The sequence below is a fragment of the Salinicoccus halitifaciens genome (genome assembly GCF_021026095.1).
Classification (GTDB): Bacteria; Bacillota; Bacilli; order Staphylococcales; family Salinicoccaceae; genus Lacicoccus; species Lacicoccus halitifaciens.
The window spans coordinates 123,158-140,526 of record NZ_JAJNCU010000008.1 but is presented as its reverse complement, the minus strand read 5'-3'; the positions used below and the strand labels follow the sequence as shown (position 1 = coordinate 140,526).

Here is a 17,369-nt window from a genome sequence, read left to right as displayed (position 1 = left end):
CTTTAGACCTCCTCATAAAATGTATCCGGATTTTCAGGATCGAATAACTCATTCGCCCACATGATTGTCACCATATCAGTGTTCCCTAAATTTTCTATGTTATGGGTATATCCAACTGGTATATCAATCACTTCAAGCTCTTCTCCATTGACATGATATTCCATTATTTCATCTTCGTTGATTTTTCTAAAACGAATAACACCTTTACCACTTACCACCAGAAATTTTTCATTTTTAGTGTGATGCCAATGGTTTCCCTTAGTAATCCCAGGTTTCGATACATTGACTGATACTTGTCCTCTATCAGCTGTTTTTAAAAACTCTGTGAAAGAACCTCTTTCATCTACATTCATTTTTAAATCATAACCAAAATCATCTTCCGGTAGATAACTTAAATAAGTGCTATAGAGCTTTTTAGTAAAAGGATCACTCAAATCAGGTATTGAACGATCATTCCTAGTCTCTTTAAAGCTCTGAAGTAAATCAGCAATCTCTCCTAACTCCACTTGATGAACCGGCTCTACTTCACAATAGTCATTTTTTCTATTCTCAAGACCATCCATACTATTTTGAAATTCTTTAATTATGTCGTCTATGTATACCAACCTCAATTTTTTTTGAGAGTCATTAATTTGAATAGGTAAATTATGAGTGATGTTATGACAGAAGGTCGCTACCACACTATTATAGTTAGGTTTACACCACTTACCGAATACATTAGGCAATCTGTAGACAAGGGTTTTGATTCCTAGTTCTTTACCATATTCAAAAACTAGATCCTCTGCTGCTTTCTTACTTTTGCCGTAAGGGTTATTTTGTTCAGCCTGTATGGATGATGTAATAAGTATTGGTGAAGTATTATTGTATTTCTTCAAAGCCAAGAGTAGTTCTTTAGTGAAATCATGATTGCCTTCCATAAATTCATTTTCTTTTTCCGGTCTGTTGACACCTGCCAAATGAAAGATAAACTGAGCTTGTTCGCATGCTTTCTCCAATTCTTCTTTTCTTGTGGTTCGAGTTATTTTTAAAACATTGTGTTCACCATTATGTCTTAAATCTGCAATCAGATTTTTTGCTATAAAACCATTTGCTCCAGTCACCATAATATTCATGAATGGACCCACTCCTTAAGCTCTTCTTGAACATATTCCAATTCCAAAAGCTTTTCTTTAATCTGTTCTACATTTAACCTGGTCGTATTGTGTGAATTATATTCCTCTTCAGAAGATAGTTCCTTATCGCCTTCTACGAAATATTTATCATAATTTAAATCACGTGAATCAGCAGGGACTCTGTAAAAATCCCCCATGTCTTCTGCAACCACATGCTCTTCTCTGGTCAATAATGTTTCATAAAGTTTTTCTCCATGTCTTGTTCCAATGACTTTAATCTCATTGTCAGCATTAAAAAGTTCCTTAATGGCTTGGGCTAAATCCTTAATAGTTGATGCTGGAGATTTCTGCACCATGATGTCCCCCGCTTCCGCATTTTCAAACGCAAAGATCACCAACTCTACTGCCTCTTCCAAACTCATTAGGAATCTTGTCATATCAGGGTCTGTTACAGTAATGTCTTGACCACTTTTTATCTGATCTACAAAGAGTGGTATAACCGAACCACGAGAAGCCATTACATTACCATACCTGGTTCCACAGATAAGCGTTCTTTCTGAGTCTACATTTTTGGATTTAGCTACAAAAACCTTTTCCATCATTGCCTTCGAAATTCCCATGGCATTGATAGGATAAGCAGCTTTGTCTGTAGAAAGACAAATTACTTTTTGCACTCCAAATTCCACTGATGCATCGAGTACATTTTCAGTCCCTATAACATTTGTTTTAACGGCTTCCATCGGGAAGAATTCGCAAGAAGGAACTTGCTTCAATGCAGCTGCGTGAAAAACAAAATCCACATTATACATAGCATTTTTCACACTGTCTTTGTTACGAACATCACCGAGGTAAAACTTAATTTTATTGTTTTTATATTTCTTTCTCATATCATCTTGCTTTTTTTCATCACGTGAAAATATTCTGATTTCTTTTATATCAGTATTAAGAAAACGTTCTAAGACTGCATTGCCAAAGGATCCTGTGCCTCCGGTAATAAGAAGTGTCTTGTCTTTAAACATTCTTCATGTCCCCCCGAATTTTTGTTATTAAATCCACATATTTTTGTGTAGATATGTCTTTTGTATGTTTCTCTTTAAATAATTTTCTTGCATTTCTGCCCATATTTTCAACTCGCCCTTTTTCACCTAAATTAATCAGCTGTTTTCTTAAGCTTTCAGAGTCACCATTCTTAACATGTAAGCCAGCATTATAATCTGTCAAATCTGTAACTATATCGCAGTTCTCACTCATTATTGCAATAACCGGCTTGCCCGCCATTAGATAGCTGTAAGTTTTACTTGGTACAGCCAGCCCATTTAGCTTTTCATCCAACGTTACAATAAAGCAATCACTCGCATCTAGTGCCTCAGAAAATTCTTGTCCATGAAGATAAGAATAGATGTCTATATTGGTAATATCATGCTGATGCACAAATTCTTTAAGCTTTTCTAATTTATTTCCATGTCCGGCAAATAAAAAATGAATGTTATCCTCTGCCTTAACTTTTAACATAGTATTCATTAATGTTTCTATATCTTGTGCTGTTCCTAAGTTTCCAAAGTAAGAAACTATTAATTTATTCGATTGCTTCAGTGTTTTGAAATATGAAGAATCTTCATATAAGAATCTTCTATCTTCTTTATTATTATCCTCATGCCAATTAGGTATGACTTCTATTTGCTCACTTTGCAACTGGGACCTATTTTGTAATAGGAAACTTTTCATTTCATTTGAGAGTGCAACGACACTCGTTAAATTTTTAAATATAAATTTATTTAATAAATTCATTATTTTTGAAAGGACACTATTTTCCGAGAGAACCCCGGTTTTTTGTGCTATCTCGGGGTATATATCATAACTTACAAAAACTACATCTACACCAAACAGCTTTTTTGCTAGAGCTGGAATTATTGGCAGTACCGGTGGATTAGAGTAGACTACAATAACTTTATAATTTCTTAATCTCCCAAATTTCTTGAATACAGATATCGTAAAGGAGAAGTAATTTATCAATCTTCCTACAAAAGAACTTCTGTCCATTTGTTTATAGTTCAACCTGCTTATCCAAATATCATTTATAACTTCATTTTCAGGGATTGATTCTTCTGATGTATATTCCTTCGGATACCCTGTTATGACATCAACTGAAAACCCTTCTTCTGAAAGTCTTTTTGCCGTGTCATATGGTAAAGTCGCTGATGATATATACTCCGGATAGAAATACTGGCATAAAAAAAGTATATCCTTCTTATTATTCATATAATGCCTCTTTTATTAAATATTTTATTATTGAATAAAATCCAAAAGCTTTTGCTTTATATTACTATTGTCTTTAGTCTCATTTAACAAAGTGATTAAGGAACTTATAGCATGAAAATCCTTGCTTCTTGCTTTACCAATATATATTTTCTCATAAATTTGCTCAGAATGGACTTCATTCTTATCCAATAATTCCTCATACAACTTTTCACCAGGTCTGACCCCGCTAAATTCAATTTTTATCTCATCTTCTGTATACCCACTAAATTTAATCATATTACGAGCCAGATCTACTATCTTGACCGGTTCTCCCATATCCAACACAAATACTTCTCCACCCTGAGCTAATGTCCCAGCCTGGATAACAAGTCTTGATGCTTCAGGTATGGTCATGAAATATCTCGTCATTCTTTCATCTGTCACTGTAATCGGACCGCCAGCTTCTATTTGTTTCCTGAATTTCGGTATGACTGACCCTCGACTTCCAAGTACGTTACCGAATCTAACTGCTACTAATGTAGTATATTCCGATTTTGAATCTAATGCCTGGACTACCATTTCAGCGACCCGCTTCGTCGCACCCATGACATTTGGAGGATTAACTGCTTTATCTGTGGATATCATTACAAATTTTTCTGTTCTAAATTCACATGATGCTTCCGCCGTATTTTTTGTACCTATTATATTATTTTTTACGGCCTCTATAGGATTGTATTCCATCAACGGTACATGTTTATGAGCTGCTGCATGATATACAATATTAGGTTTATATTCTTCAAACACCTCGAATATTCTTTCACGATCTTGTACATCTGCAATAATTGGTATATACTCCACACTGTTTTTATAAGCATTGATTTCTTCTAAAATCGTATAGATGCTATTCTCTCCGTGACCAAGAAGAACCACTTTTCTAGGTTGGAACTTTGTTATCTGCCTTACAATTTCAGAGCCGATACTACCCCCAGCCCCTGTCACAAGAATCACCTTATCTCTAACCTGATCCTCAATACCTTCCGTGTCCAGTTCCACTGGTTCACGTCCAAGAAGATCTTCCACTTCGACTTTCTTCAAATCATTGACTTCCACACTGCCTGACATTACATCATCGATGTTTGGCATGATCATCACTTCAACACCTTCTGCGACAGAAAGACTGTGAATCTCATTCAATTCGCTTTTACTTAGTGAAGGAATCGCGATGACTACTTTTTCAATACCGTACTTCTTGATGAGGCGCTGGATATCATTCCTGCCACCTTCAACTCTCACTCTGTGTGTCAATTCCATCCGCTGTTTAGCAGAATCATCATCGACAGCGACAATCGGAATCATCTCCATCTGCGGCGTATCCAACATTTGTTTCACCAACATAGCTCCGCCACGCCCGGCACCAACAATTAAAGTACGTTTTTTATTTTGATATCCTTTATCTTCTTTACCAACAATTCTGCTTCTGGCTACACGCCAAGACAATCTTGAGCCACCAATCAATATAAGATGCATCATCCATGTGATAATCATCAACCTTGTAAACGACGTCTGGAAAAATACCATCGTCAATATGTATGTAACTATTATTGATGCCGTCACCGCCTTCGTAATCGACATCAGTTCTCTTACACTCGCATACTCCCAAGCTCTGTGATATAAATTAAAAATGTAAGCAAAGACATGATGACTGACAAGGAGAGTAATGGAGACACCGACCAGCACCGGCCATGTATAATCCAGGAAAAACGGGGCCAAAATATAGTAGCCTAAAAATACGGAAAAAGTCACTATCAGCGAGTCAATCGCCAACAGTAATATGTAACGTCCTCTTGCGCCCAATCTACAAACCTTCTTTCTAGAATCTTCGAATAATATTACTATCTAATAGTTTTAATTCATTTTTTTCATTTAGCTTATACTATAACATAATATTTGTAAGATATTACCGGAATCTTAAAATTTTATCACACTCTTAACATTAAAATTTTCTTAAAACGTTTCCACATCTCACCTATATTATATTCACAATCATGTATTCAGAATATAGTTTTTCAGAAAAGAAAATGGCACAGTCCTTTTCGACTGTGCCATTATTAACCATTTATTTAAATACTAGAATGGGAAGCTATTCAAATCAATACCATAAACCACCGGCAGTGCCAGATAGATGAAGCCGACAATGATAATCAATGCAATGATGTTCAATGCAAAACCGGTCTTCGCCATTTCCTGAATAGATATCTTACCCGTACCGAAGACGATGGCGTTCGGGGGTGTACCCACCGGCAGCATGAATGCACAGTTCGCAGCCATCGCCGCAGGGAGCATCAACGCTAACGGATGGACATCCACCGCCATCGAAAGGCCTGCCAATACCGGTAAAATCATCGTTGCTGTTGCAGTGTTCGAAGTGAACTCCGTGAGGAACAGGATCATCAGTGCAACGATTCCGATCATGATGACGATAGGCATACCCTCGATATTCGCGAGCAGCTCACCGAGCCATGCGTCCACACCCGTTTCAACAATTGCCGCCGCAAGTGCCAAACCTCCGCCGAAGAGTAACAGCACACCCCAAGGCAGGTCTTTTGAAACCGACCAGTCGAGTATGCGACCGTTCTGCCTTCTCGTCGGGATGAGGAACAGAAGCACGGCTGCAATCATCGCAATCGATCCGTCCGTCAGCAGCTCCAAAAATGCGAAATTCTCAAAGACGAATCCACGGAGTATCCACATGGATGCCGCAAAAAGGAAGATGACAAGTACCCATTTCTCCTCTTTCGTCGTCTTACCGAGTGCTTCATATTCCTGGTTGATGATCTTCTTGCCTCCCGGCAGCTCCTTCAGATCATGCTTGAATGCAAAGTACGTCATATAGACCCATGCAATCGCAAGCAGGATGATGACCGTCGGTACACCGATCAGCATATACTGTGCAAAGCTCATATCATAGCCGAACAGTTCGTTCATCTGACCCGCCAGGATGATGAGCGGCGGCGTACCGATCAGTGTTCCAAGGCCGCCGATTGTGCCCGCGTAACCGATTCCAAGAACGAGCTGCTTTTCGAACTTCGTCACATCACCGCCATGCTCCTCGGTTGTGAGCGCGTGCGCCTCCTTGATAATCGCAAGCCCGATCGGAATCATAATCATCACCGCTGCAGTATTCGATACGAACATTGATAATAATGCTGTTGCAATCATGAAGCCGAGCATGATTGTGGCCGACGTCGTACCGATTGCACGGATGATTGTAAGTGCGACCCTAGTATGTAAGTTCCATTTCTCCATCGCAACTGCGAGCAGGAAACCGCCGAGGAATAAGAATATGATATCCGCGCCGTATGAACTGGACACCGTCCCGCTGTCCATTACGCCGCCCATCGGGAACAGGAACAACGGCAGGAGTGAAGTTGCCGGGATTGGTATGGCTTCGGTCATCCACCATGTCGCAATCCATAACGCGGATGCAACGACAAAGACGCCGTTTTGATCAAGCCCTTCCGTATCGAGGAACAACAATGTCAATATGAACAACAGCGGACCGAGAATCAATCCGGTCATCTGGAGTCTATTATATGAAGGATAGCCGGAATACTCTTCCTCTTTGTTCTCCACAGCCTTCTTCATATCCTCCGAACTGAAGAACTTCAAAAGTGACTTCGTACGCCGGGATTCCCGCCATATATTGTCGTAACTTTTCTTAACAAAAGATGAATCTTCTTCGCTGAATTTTCTGAAATTTGAATCATGATTGCGCTTTCTCAAAACCGTTTCCTCCATTCAATTAAAGTACAATGAGATGAATTTAACATATACAGAATATTTAAGCTATAGTCATTTTTACTCTTTAGTATGTCTCTTTTACACCTTTGAAGTTCTGGGTAGAGGACTTATGATACTTGGGAGCTGGTCAGATTTTTACGTCAGTGCGGTGTACGATTTCTTTAGTATATATCCACCGGTAATATCTGATAAAATGACAGTGAGGCTGAATTTGAAATAGTCAAAAATCAGGAGGATGAATTTTATGGAAGCGTTATTCAAAGCGTTGGAAGATGAATTCGATAATATGGTGGATTTCCGCCGGGATATGCATATGTATCCGGAGCTCTCCCACCACGAGGAGAAGACACCGGAGAAGATTGCACAGTTTTATAAGGATCTCGGTCTTGAGGATGTCCGGACGAAAGTCGGCGGACGCGGTGTCGTCGCGACACTCGAAGGCGGCAAGCCCGGCAAGACGGTTGCACTCCGTGCGGACTTCGATGCCCTGCCGATTCAGGACGCAAAAGACGTCGAGTATAAGTCTAAAGTCGACGGCGTAATGCACGCGTGCGGACACGATGTGCATACCTCGACACTGCTCCACGTCGCAAAAGTGCTGTTTCAGAACAAGGAGGAGGTGCCGGGCAAGGTCGTGTTCCTGCATCAGTTTGCGGAGGAAGTGATTCCGGGCGGTGCAAAATTCATGATCGAGGACGGCTGTCTTGACGGCGTTGATGCCGTATTCGGCGCACACGTCATCTCCACTATGCCGTTCGGCAAAGTCGGTGCACTGCCGGGTGCATTCATGGCAAGCGGGGACACTTTTGAAATCACCGTGCAGGGCAAGGGCGGACATGCCGGCATGCCGCAGCACAACAAAGATCCGTTGACTGTTGCGACCACTTTGTTCCAGAGCCTGCAGACGATTGTGAGCCGAGATACCGATCCGCTCAACTCCGGTGTCGTATCCGTCACGACGTTCAACACAGGGCAGCCTAACTTCAACGTCATCCCGGACAAGGTCGAAATGAAGGGCACCGTCCGTACGCTTGATGATGAAACGCGTGACAAGGCGGAGGAACGGATCAAGCAACTCACGAAAGGCATCGCTGACGCTTACGGTATGAGCGCGGAAGTGAATTATACACGGGGCTACCCTGTCGTCGTAAATGATGATGACGAAACTGTCCGCATCTTAGAAGTGCAACGCCAGGTCATGGGTGAGGAGAATGTCATCGACATCAAGCCGCAGACCAGCATGGAGGACTTTGGATATTACCTGGAGGAACGTCCAGGCTGTTTCTTCATCGTCGGTGGTACGATGGAAGACAAGGACGATGTCTATCCGCACCACCATCCGAATTTCGATGTTGATGAGCGCGCCATGATCAATATCGGCAAGATCTTCATCGCCACCGTGTTTGATTACAATAGTGATGCGAAATAAGTTTTTAGAATAAGTGACAGATAAAAAAAGAAACCCGAGCGTTTGCTTTCCTGGGGCATCGCGTGAGCCTGTAGTCTCACGCTGATGCTTTTCCCCTAGGAGTCAAACGCTCGGGTTCTTCAATTAATACTCTCAATATAAATATATATATCCTGTCTTATTCTTCGTCCATTGCTTTCTTCAACAAATCGAATGATTTGATTTTGTCTTCAATGGAATACGTATTGGTGGAGATCATGATTTCATCGGCTGCCGCTTCATTGGCAAGGCCCTTCAACCTTGACGCAACTTTATCTCCCGTACCGGTGAGCATGTTATCGAGCCGCTTCTCCACGTTTTCCTGTTCTTCAGCAGTCAGTTCGAAGTTCATGGCATCTGCTACGCTCGGCAGGCCATCATTTTCGCCGCTTTCACCGAATGACCGTTCCTTCTCAACACCCCAGATGAGCGTGCTCATCGCAATATCCTTAGCCTGCTCATCACTTTCTGCAACAAAGGCAGTCACGGTGACCATCACCTGCGGTTTCTGTCCTTCACTTCTTGGTTTGAAATTATCCCTGTACGTATCGAGCACTTCCTGCATATCGCCGGCATTCGACATGAAGTAGCCGAAGCAGTAGTTCATGCCGAGCTTCCCTGCGAGTTCTGCGCTCTTCACGCTCGTGCCGAGCATCCATACTTCAGGGACAGGATCTGCAAGCGGGCTCATCTTCAGCTTATTGTTGTGGTTGTCATGATGGATGTAGCCCATGAGTTCTGTCACGCGTTCCTCGTTCGCATACACATTCTTCAAGTACTCCTTATTGAGTGCTTCCGTCGCCTCAGCGGGACCGCCCGGTGCGCGTCCGAGCCCCAGGTCCACCCGGCCGGGGAAGAGTGTCCCGAGCGTATGGTAATTCTCCGCCACCTTATACGGACTGTAGTACGGGATGAGCGTTGCACCCGAGCCAATCCGGATTTCATCCGTCCTGCTGCCGATGGCTGCAAGCGTCACTTCAGGCGTGCTTGAGGCGAAGCCCGTCATCGCATGGTGTTCGGCGAGCCAGAACCTCGAATAGCCGAGCCGCTCACCTTCCATGGCGAGCCGTATCGCATTGTGGAGGGCATCACTCGCCGTACTCCCTTTAGAAATCGGTGCCTGATCCAATATGCCAAGTTTCATATCATGCACCGATGTTCCCGACGTTTTTGAATGTCACCGTATACTCATCCGCCGTTTCATTGTCTTCCGCTTCATACAAATTCACGATGCCGCTGTAGAAGTTGATGATCTCGCCGCGGAATGCGAGGTTCTTCTCCGGCACTTCCACATCAAGCGTCCCTTCATATAACAGACCCGCCGTTTCACTGTAGACATCCTTCGTCACATTGAACGACACCGTAATCTCCTCGACATCCCTTGCTCCCGACCGCATGCCTTCTGCGAAAATCGGTTTATCCTTATAATCCGTCAGTTCAATCTCTTTGCCGTTCAGTCTTATCTTCTCTGCCATTTCCTCTTCACTCTCACTTATGATTGTCTGTTTTCGATTTCCTGGATGGATACGCTCGTGACAAGGTTCGGGTTGACCAGGAGCCTCTGCCCGCCCCCGAGATCCACGTTGATGAACTGCGAGTTGTCGATCGACCTTGAAAACACCCCGATCAAACCTTCCACCGCTTCAGGATGTGCAATTTCCGTCGACTCACCGCCGACCATGTGCAACGTCACCATTTTCTGTGTCATGATTATTCCTCCTTATTCTTCTTATACTATTCATAATACACTTTAAGAGGTCTTGCGAAACTTGAGGGGACTTATCATGTGGATCGGGTTTTTATTTTAATAATTATTAAGGGTTTGTAAATCGTCCCGGTTAGCGGCCCTGTCTTTTATATGCAGAGTAAATATTCTTTTTTAGTATAGAATCGTTAAGTTTTTTTACAATTGTTTTAGTTACATTACAATTGTGTTACAAGTGACTTTTTTCAAGTTATGTCTGCTAATATAGGTCTTGTTGATAATCAATTGCGAATTCTTTCGATAATTCTAAATAATAACATAACTTCAGGAGGTACTCCCTTTTATGAAAAAGGTCATCACAGCATTAACAGCGACAGCAGCAATTTCCACTTACGGTCTCTCTCAGGATGCAATCGCGAATAATGGCACCGGGACTTACTCGATCCTCAACGGTGATACACTTTGGAGTATTGCTCAGTCGAGCGGCCTAACGGTCGATCAGCTGAAGAGCTACAATAATCTGTCATCGGACCTCATCCGTACGGGCAGCCAACTGAACTTGTCAGCGCCTTCCACTCCAGCCACTTATACGGTCAAGGCGGGTGACACACTTTGGGGCATCGGCAACAGGCATAATGTTTCCGTTGCGGATCTGAAGGAATGGAACAACTTGTCTTCAGACCTGATCCTGGTCAACCAGACGCTCTCTTTGAAAGGTGAAGTCGAGGAAGAGGTTGAAGTGGTCGAGGTTGAGGTAGAAAACGCGGCAGTTGAAGAGACTGAAGTTGTTGAAGTAGAAGTTGAAGACATCCAGACTAATGCAGATACATATACTGTGAAACCTGGGGATACACTTTACGGCATTGCAAGCGAATTCGGCATGACTTACCGCACTTTGATGTCGATCAATGGACTGACAAGCTATGTCATCTATCCGGGCGACGTCCTGAATGTCAGCGGCGAAGCGCAGGCGGTTGAGGTTGAAGCGCCGGTTGAGACTGAGGAAGAGCCTGTTGCTGAAGAAGCACCGGTCCAGGAAGTGACTGTCGAAGAAGTTGAAGCAGAAGAACCTGCAGTTGAGGAAGCACCGGCCGAAGAGGCAACTGTTGAAGTGGCAGAGCCGGCAGCTGAAGTAGAAGTTGTTGAAGAGGTTGCAGAAGAAGCACCTGTAGCTGAGGAAGCGCCTGTTCAAGAGGAAGTTGCTGAAGAGGTTGCAGAAGTAGAACCTGCAGTCGAAGAAGAGACTGTCCAAGAGGAAGAAGTCGAAGCAACAGCTGAGCCTGCAGTCGAGGAAGCACCGGCTCAGGAAGAACAAATTGTAGAAGAAGAACCAGCAGTTGAAGAGGAGCCGGCTCAGGAAGAAGCCGTAGAAGAGACTCCTGTAGTTGAAGAAGCACCTGTCGAAGAAGAGGTTGCTGAAGAAGAGCCTGTTCAGGAGGAAGTTGTAGAGGAAGAGCCTACAGTTGAGGAAGAACCTGTTCAGGAGGAAATCGCTGAAGAGGTTGAAGAAGTAGAACCTCCAGTCGAAGAAGCGCCTGTGCAAGAAGAAGTTGTTGAAGAGGAAGAAGAAGTCGTTGAGGAAGAGCCGGAAGCTCAGCCTCAACCTTCCAACATTACTGGCGACTCATACACGGTTCAAAGCGGTGACACTCTGGCAAGCATCGCAAAGAGAGCCGGCATGAGCTACAACGACATCATGGCATACAACGAAATGGATACAGTCCTGATCTACCCTGGCCTGACCCTTGACCTGGTGGACAACCGTCCGGCAGAACCGGTGCAGGAGGAAGTTGAAGCGCCTGTCCAGGAAGCAGCAGTTGAAGAAACTGCAGCGGAAGTTCAGCCTGAACCGACTCCGGAACCTGTCGTCGAAGAAGTCGTTGAATCAGAGCCAGAACCGGTTGTAGAAGAAACACAGACGCCTCAAGTACAGGCGCCTGCAACTGCTTCATACGGTACGAACTGGTACCCGCAAGGTGAATGTACATGGTATGCGTTTGAACGCCGTAAGCAGCTAGGCAAACCTGTCAGCGGCAGCTGGGGTAATGCATACAACTGGGCGAGTGCAGCACGCTCCCAGGGCCTCGCTGTTAACAACACACCTTCAGTCGGTGCTATCATCCAGTCGAATGCATGGCAGAATGGTGCATACAGCTTCGGACACGTTGGTGTCGTCGAGCAGGTGAACCCGGACGGATCAATCATGATCTCCGAAATGAACTGGAGCAACGGCTTGGGTGGCAAATCATTCAGAACGCTGTCCGCATCACAGGCAGCAAGCCATAACTTCATTCACTAAGTTTCCTACCCCCATAATATAGATGACCCCGCTTACTTGATTGTAAGCGGGGTTTTATTATATTCAACCGATCGTCCCGATACGCGCGATAATCTGCTGGGCTTCCAATGGACCGTTCCGGTGCGTGCGATGGGCTGTTGGGTGTCCAATGGACCGTCCCGACGCACGCGATGAGCTGATGAGCTTCCAACGGACCGTCCCGACGCGTACGAGGAGCCGCTGGGCCTCCAACAGACCGTCTTGGCACGCGCGATGAGCTGCTGGGCTTCCAACGGACCGTCCCGGGCTAATCGATGATCGGTTGGCATGCAAAACGGCCCTGCCCCTTCATGAGGGACGGGCCGTTTATTTTCATTATTATAATAGGTCTTCCGCTGAACTTTTGTTCATGAACCAGCGGATGGTGAGTCCGAGGCCGATCAGGAGGCCGAGGATACCGAATGCCGGATAGACGATGCCTACCAGTTCCACGAAGCCGACGAAGCTCAGGAAGTAGCCGATGACGGCTGCGATGATGAGTATGATGTAATACTTTCTGGAGTACGGGATGCTGTAGCGTTTCAGGAACGGATACATGACCCCGACCGCCGTATTGTAGATCACCAGCAACATGACGATAGCTAATATGAGCTGCAATGCCGGGTGGATGTTTGCAGCAAGTGATAACGTCGGCAATGCCAGGTCGTTGACCACGTCCATATTCGATATGAGTGCCGCGTTGATCAGGAGCATCAGCACCGTGATGACCACCCCGCCGAGCAGTCCGCCGCGTGCGGCGGCCGTATGGCTTGATGAGTTCGCACCCATGATGGATAGGAAGCTGAATGCCGTGGCGAGTGTGAAGCCGGCATACATCGCCCCGTCCAGGAACCATACGCCGCTCGGTGTACGTTCCGGCTGTGCGAGCGAATTGACGTCCTCAAGCGGCACCTGCGGGTTGAAGATGTTGACGAGCGCCACGATGATGACGATGGCGATCAGGAACGGCGTAACCGAACCAAGTACTGCCACGATTTTATCAAAGTCGAGCATCAGCGTGATGACGACGAGTATGACCATGATGAGCGTCCCGAGCCAGTAAGGCACACCGAAACTTTCATTGAATGCCGATCCTGCACCTGCGAACATGATAACCGCGATGCCGTACAGGAAGAAGACGAATAAATAATCTATGATTGTGCCCATGAATTTGCCGAACATCGTGAATATCGGCGTCTTATGCGACTCCGCCTGGATCCGGTAGCCGAACTTCGTCGCCTGCCGGCCGATGAACAGCACAATCAGACCTGATAAAAGGATTGCTATGTAACTGTACAGGCCATGGTTGGTGAAGAACTGCAGAATCTCCTGGCCGGTCGAGAACCCCGCGCCGACGATGACCCCGGTATATGCGAAAGCTATTTTCCAAATTTCCCTGTTCAATTTCATAAACTCCTTTTTTGAAAAGATACTTTCCCATTATACCGATTTTTCTGATTTATGTAAAATCAAGGATTGATATGCAGTAAAAAAAGCAGACCCTTCGGCCTGCTTCATTTCATGACTGTGGCAAAGATGATCATGTCATCCGTCCCTGTATTCTCAACACCGTGGGAGCCGCCCCGCTCTATCAGGCAGAAATCCCCGGCGGTGACGATGTGTCTGCCGCGTTCGTCCAGGAAGATCCCGTCACCCTGCATGATGTAGTACCCTTCATAATCGTCATGGTGTGTATGGTAACCGATGCTCGCACCGGTCGGCACCGTGACTTTCACAACTGACTTGAAGGCCGCGTGACCCGGGACATCGCACTTTTCAATCGTGATGATGCCTCTGCCGCCGTGGAGGTTTTCGATATTGGTGCTTTTATTCGTCTTATAAATCATATCATCACTCCCCTATCAGATTCGGCAGGAATGTCGAGATCGCCGGGAAGAAGATGATGAGCAGCACCATGATGCCGATGATGGCGAGGACGTGCAGTATATACGGGAGCGTATCCTCGATGCCCATCTTGCGATCGGTGATGCTGCAGCCGGCGATGAGTGAGAGCCCCACCGGCGGCGTGATGTTCGCAAGCGCGAAGTTCATGATCATCACCATGCCGAAGTGGATCGGGTCGATGCCGTACTGCTGCGCAATCGGCATGAAAATCGGACTGAGGAGTACGATCAGCGACGTCACTTCCGTGAGCGTGCCCAGTATCAGGAGTATCAGTGACACGATTAACAGGAACATGAGCGGCGAGTCTGCGAACTCAAGGAAGAAGTTCGATATTTCCGCCGGGATCCTGTTTGCGGTGAGCACATAGGTGAACCCGCTTGCGAGCGATATGATGATGAGAATCGTTGCCGATGTCACCGCAGACGACCGCATGATCTGGCCGAATTTCTTTATTGTCAGCTCCCTGTAGAACATGGCGAGTACGAAACCGTATGCCACGGCGATGACCGCTGCTTCAGTCGCAGTCGCAAAGCCTGTAAATATGCTACCGAGTATGAATATCGGCGCAAGCAGCGGCAATACCGCCTGCCTTGCGATCGTGAAGAATTCTTTCCCGTTCATCTTCTCATGGCTTTCCGTACCGAATCCTTTCCGCTTTGCCATAAATGCCACATAAAGGCACATGATGACGGTGAGTATGATTCCCGGAATGATGCCGGCAAGGAATAGATTCCCGATGGAAATATTCGCCGTGATGCCGAGTATGACCATTGTGATGCTCGGCGGGATGATCAGGCCCAAAACACCTGCCGGGCCAATGACGCTCGCGATGAAGGAGTTGCTGTAGTTTTCTTCCTTCAGTTTCGGTACAAGCACGGAACCGACCGCGTAGGTCGTTGCGACGGTCGAGCCGGACACCGCACCGAAAAGTGCAGTTGTGACAACTGTCGTCACCGCGGTGCCGCCCGGCAGTTTCCCGAGCAGGGCTTTGGCAAACCGCATGAGGCGTGTCGTCAGACCGCCCTCCCCCATGATGTTACCCGCAAGGATGAACAGCGGAATCGCGAGGTACGAGAAGTTATCCACCCCTGAAAACATGCGCTGGACGAGAATTTCATTCGATACACCGGTTGAAAACAGCGCGACCACGGTGACGATGCCGAGTATGTATGCGATCGGCACACCGAGGAACAACAGAAGGAAGAAGGCAATCAGTATCATAATGATCATAAGGCCGCCCCCTCCTCATTCTCCACCGGGTTTTCAAATATATCCGTAACGATGAAGAAGATCGCGAAAATACCGCTGACCGGAATCGCCGAATAAAATGCCGTCATCGGAATCTGCAGCGTCGATGATGTCGAACCCATCGCAGTCATGGACAGCTTAAAGCCGTAGTAGATGACGATAAGATAGAAAACGACGATCAGTATATTGACTGCCGCCTGCAGGTATTTCCTGCGTTCTTCTTTGAACCTGCGGACGAAGAATGTGACCGCGAGGTGCATCTTTTCATAAAATGCAAGGCTGCTCCCGAGGAATGTCAGCCAGACGATCATCAGCCTTGAAAACTCCTCAGTGCCCGGCATTGAATAACCGACGGCCCGCGTGATGACCTGCAGCAGGACGGTGCCGGTGAGCAGCGTCATAATGATGATCACGACGACGGTCAAAAATCCTGCGATGATTTTCCTCAATTTCATAAGAATCCCCTCCTGAAAAAAGAAAGGGAAGAAATTAATCTTCCCATCCTGATGCCTCACGGTATATATCCATCAATTCTTCGCCGAAGACGTCCTCTTCCCATTCTTCATATACAGGGAGCATCGCTTCACGGAATGCTTCGGTGTTGACGTTATCGTTGATTTCCATGCCATTCTCTTCAAGCTCGGCAAGGTATTCATCTTCCATTGCGTCATTTTCCGTCTGCACTTCCTCCGACGCCGTTTCAAACTCCTCCAGTATCACCTGCTGGTCCTCTTCGGAAATGGTGTCCCAAGTGTCCGTATCCGCCACGACCATGACGGTGTTGTAGAAATGGCCGGTGAGTGACAGATAATCCTGCACTTCGTAGAACCTCGGTGCGACGATGTTCGCAAGCGGGTTCTCCTGTGCATCGAGCGCACCCTGTTGGAGGGCACCGTACACTTCACTGAACGCCATGACCGTCGGCAGCGCGCCGACCTGTTCGAATGCATCGACACGCAGTGCGGTCTCAGCCACACGGATGTTCAACCCCTGAAGGTCTTCCGGCTCGACGATCGGGCCTTCATTGTTCGTGATATGTCTGAAGCCCCACTCCAGGTAGCCGATTTGGGTCATTCCCTGATCTGCCATGATGTCGGCGAGCGCCTCACCGAACTCACCCCTGTAGGCTTCACGTGCGTTTTCAATATCCGCCCACATATAAGGCAGATCTTCAATCGCCATCTTCATATCCAGTGCTTGCATACTGCCGACCATGATGGCACCCGACTGCATCGACCCGACCTGAATCTGCTCAAGCATTTCAGTTTCGGATCCTAACTGGCTGTCCGGATAGACATCGAATTCCACACGCCCCTCGGTTCTTTCAGAAACATTTTCAGCCACCTGGTCGATCTGGTCAGACGCTGGCGTGCCCGGTGACAGTGCGTGACCCAGCTGCAGTGTTACACTTTCACCTGAACCATTGTCCTCAGCCGCACCGTTATCTGCACCTTCTTCACCGCCGTTGCCGCATGCCGCAAGCATGAGAGACATCGCACCGATCAACCCGTATTTTATAATCTTCATATAATAGCCCCCTAATTGAAATCGTTTACACGTATACTGTATACTAAAAGATACATTAATCCGAATTTA

General features: G+C 46.0%; 15 protein-coding genes. 2 read left to right on the top strand and 13 right to left on the bottom strand.

Features of this window, described 5'->3' with window-relative positions:
* Positions 1 to 2: 2 nt before the first annotated feature.
* The 5 genes from LPW40_RS12185 to LPW40_RS12165 all read right to left on the bottom strand — a co-directional run bounded on the left by LPW40_RS12185 (position 3) and on the right by LPW40_RS12165 (position 6,995).
* Entirely contained in the window at positions 3 to 1,112 is a 1,110-nt protein-coding gene (locus tag LPW40_RS12185) for a capsular polysaccharide biosynthesis protein CapF (protein WP_230822525.1), read from the bottom strand.
* Positions 1,109 to 2,131: a nucleoside-diphosphate sugar epimerase/dehydratase gene (locus tag LPW40_RS12180; protein ID WP_230822524.1), complete on the bottom strand. Its 1,023-nt coding sequence runs from the start codon at positions 2,129 to 2,131 to the stop codon at positions 1,109 to 1,111. The genes LPW40_RS12185 and LPW40_RS12180 overlap by 4 nt, the downstream gene beginning before the upstream one ends.
* Positions 2,124 to 3,371 (bottom strand): glycosyltransferase family 4 protein, encoded by a 1,248-nt coding sequence (locus LPW40_RS12175; protein WP_230822523.1) that lies wholly within the window; start codon positions 3,369 to 3,371, stop codon positions 2,124 to 2,126. Before LPW40_RS12175 ends, LPW40_RS12180 begins: the two co-directional genes overlap by 8 nt.
* A 27-nt stretch (positions 3,372 to 3,398) precedes the next feature.
* Positions 3,399 to 5,204, bottom strand: a complete 1,806-nt coding sequence (locus LPW40_RS12170; RefSeq protein WP_230822522.1) for a polysaccharide biosynthesis protein — start codon at positions 5,202 to 5,204, stop codon at positions 3,399 to 3,401.
* Between the two features lie 273 nt (positions 5,205 to 5,477).
* Entirely contained in the window at positions 5,478 to 6,995 is a 1,518-nt protein-coding gene (locus tag LPW40_RS12165) for an SLC13 family permease (protein ID WP_230822712.1), read from the bottom strand.
* Positions 6,996 to 7,395: 400 nt separating this feature from the next.
* Here LPW40_RS12165 and LPW40_RS12160 point away from each other — a divergent pair, with 400 nt between their 5' ends.
* Positions 7,396 to 8,580, top strand: a complete 1,185-nt coding sequence (locus LPW40_RS12160; protein WP_230822521.1) for an amidohydrolase — start codon at positions 7,396 to 7,398, stop codon at positions 8,578 to 8,580.
* Positions 8,581 to 8,737: 157 nt separating this feature from the next.
* On the opposite strand, the gene LPW40_RS12155 is transcribed toward LPW40_RS12160, so the two are convergent.
* Genes LPW40_RS12155 through LPW40_RS12145 form a run of 3 tightly spaced genes read right to left on the bottom strand, consistent with a single transcriptional unit; the run spans position 8,738 to position 10,306 of the window.
* A complete protein-coding gene (locus LPW40_RS12155) occupies positions 8,738 to 9,742 on the bottom strand; it encodes an LLM class flavin-dependent oxidoreductase (protein ID WP_230822520.1) in 1,005 nt (334 codons plus the stop codon).
* 1 nt (position 9,743) lies between these two features.
* Complete coding sequence (locus tag LPW40_RS12150; protein WP_230822519.1) at positions 9,744 to 10,073, bottom strand: DUF3219 family protein; 330 nt, start codon at positions 10,071 to 10,073, stop codon at positions 9,744 to 9,746.
* 17 nt (positions 10,074 to 10,090) lie between these two features.
* On the bottom strand, positions 10,091 to 10,306 hold the full coding sequence (locus LPW40_RS12145; protein ID WP_097042555.1) for a hypothetical protein: 216 nt from the start codon (positions 10,304 to 10,306) through the stop codon (positions 10,091 to 10,093).
* A gap of 340 nt (positions 10,307 to 10,646) precedes the next feature.
* Between LPW40_RS12145 and LPW40_RS12140 the strand changes: the two genes are divergently transcribed.
* Positions 10,647 to 12,602 (top strand): LysM peptidoglycan-binding domain-containing protein, encoded by a 1,956-nt coding sequence (locus LPW40_RS12140; RefSeq protein WP_230822518.1) that lies wholly within the window; start codon positions 10,647 to 10,649, stop codon positions 12,600 to 12,602.
* A 357-nt stretch (positions 12,603 to 12,959) separates the two neighbouring features.
* Here LPW40_RS12140 and LPW40_RS12135 read toward each other — a convergent pair whose 3' ends face one another.
* From LPW40_RS12135 to LPW40_RS12115, 5 genes are all read right to left on the bottom strand, one after another.
* The gene (locus LPW40_RS12135) at positions 12,960 to 14,030 is read right to left on the bottom strand and encodes a YkvI family membrane protein (protein WP_230822517.1); all 1,071 of its coding nucleotides are present in this window, start codon (positions 14,028 to 14,030) and stop codon (positions 12,960 to 12,962) included.
* A 104-nt stretch (positions 14,031 to 14,134) separates the two neighbouring features.
* On the bottom strand, positions 14,135 to 14,467 hold the full coding sequence (locus tag LPW40_RS12130) for a cupin domain-containing protein (protein WP_230822516.1): 333 nt from the start codon (positions 14,465 to 14,467) through the stop codon (positions 14,135 to 14,137).
* A 4-nt stretch (positions 14,468 to 14,471) separates the two neighbouring features.
* A complete protein-coding gene (locus tag LPW40_RS12125; protein WP_230822515.1) occupies positions 14,472 to 15,755 on the bottom strand; it encodes a TRAP transporter large permease in 1,284 nt (427 codons plus the stop codon).
* Positions 15,752 to 16,228, bottom strand: coding sequence for a TRAP transporter small permease (locus tag LPW40_RS12120; protein WP_230822514.1), 477 nt, complete (start codon positions 16,226 to 16,228; stop codon positions 15,752 to 15,754). Before LPW40_RS12120 ends, LPW40_RS12125 begins: the two co-directional genes overlap by 4 nt.
* A gap of 34 nt (positions 16,229 to 16,262) precedes the next feature.
* Positions 16,263 to 17,300 carry a DctP family TRAP transporter solute-binding subunit gene (locus tag LPW40_RS12115; RefSeq protein ID WP_230822513.1) on the bottom strand — a complete coding sequence of 346 codons (1,038 nt, stop codon included), beginning with the start codon at positions 17,298 to 17,300 and terminating at the stop codon, positions 16,263 to 16,265.
* Between the last annotated feature and the right edge of the window lie 69 nt (positions 17,301 to 17,369).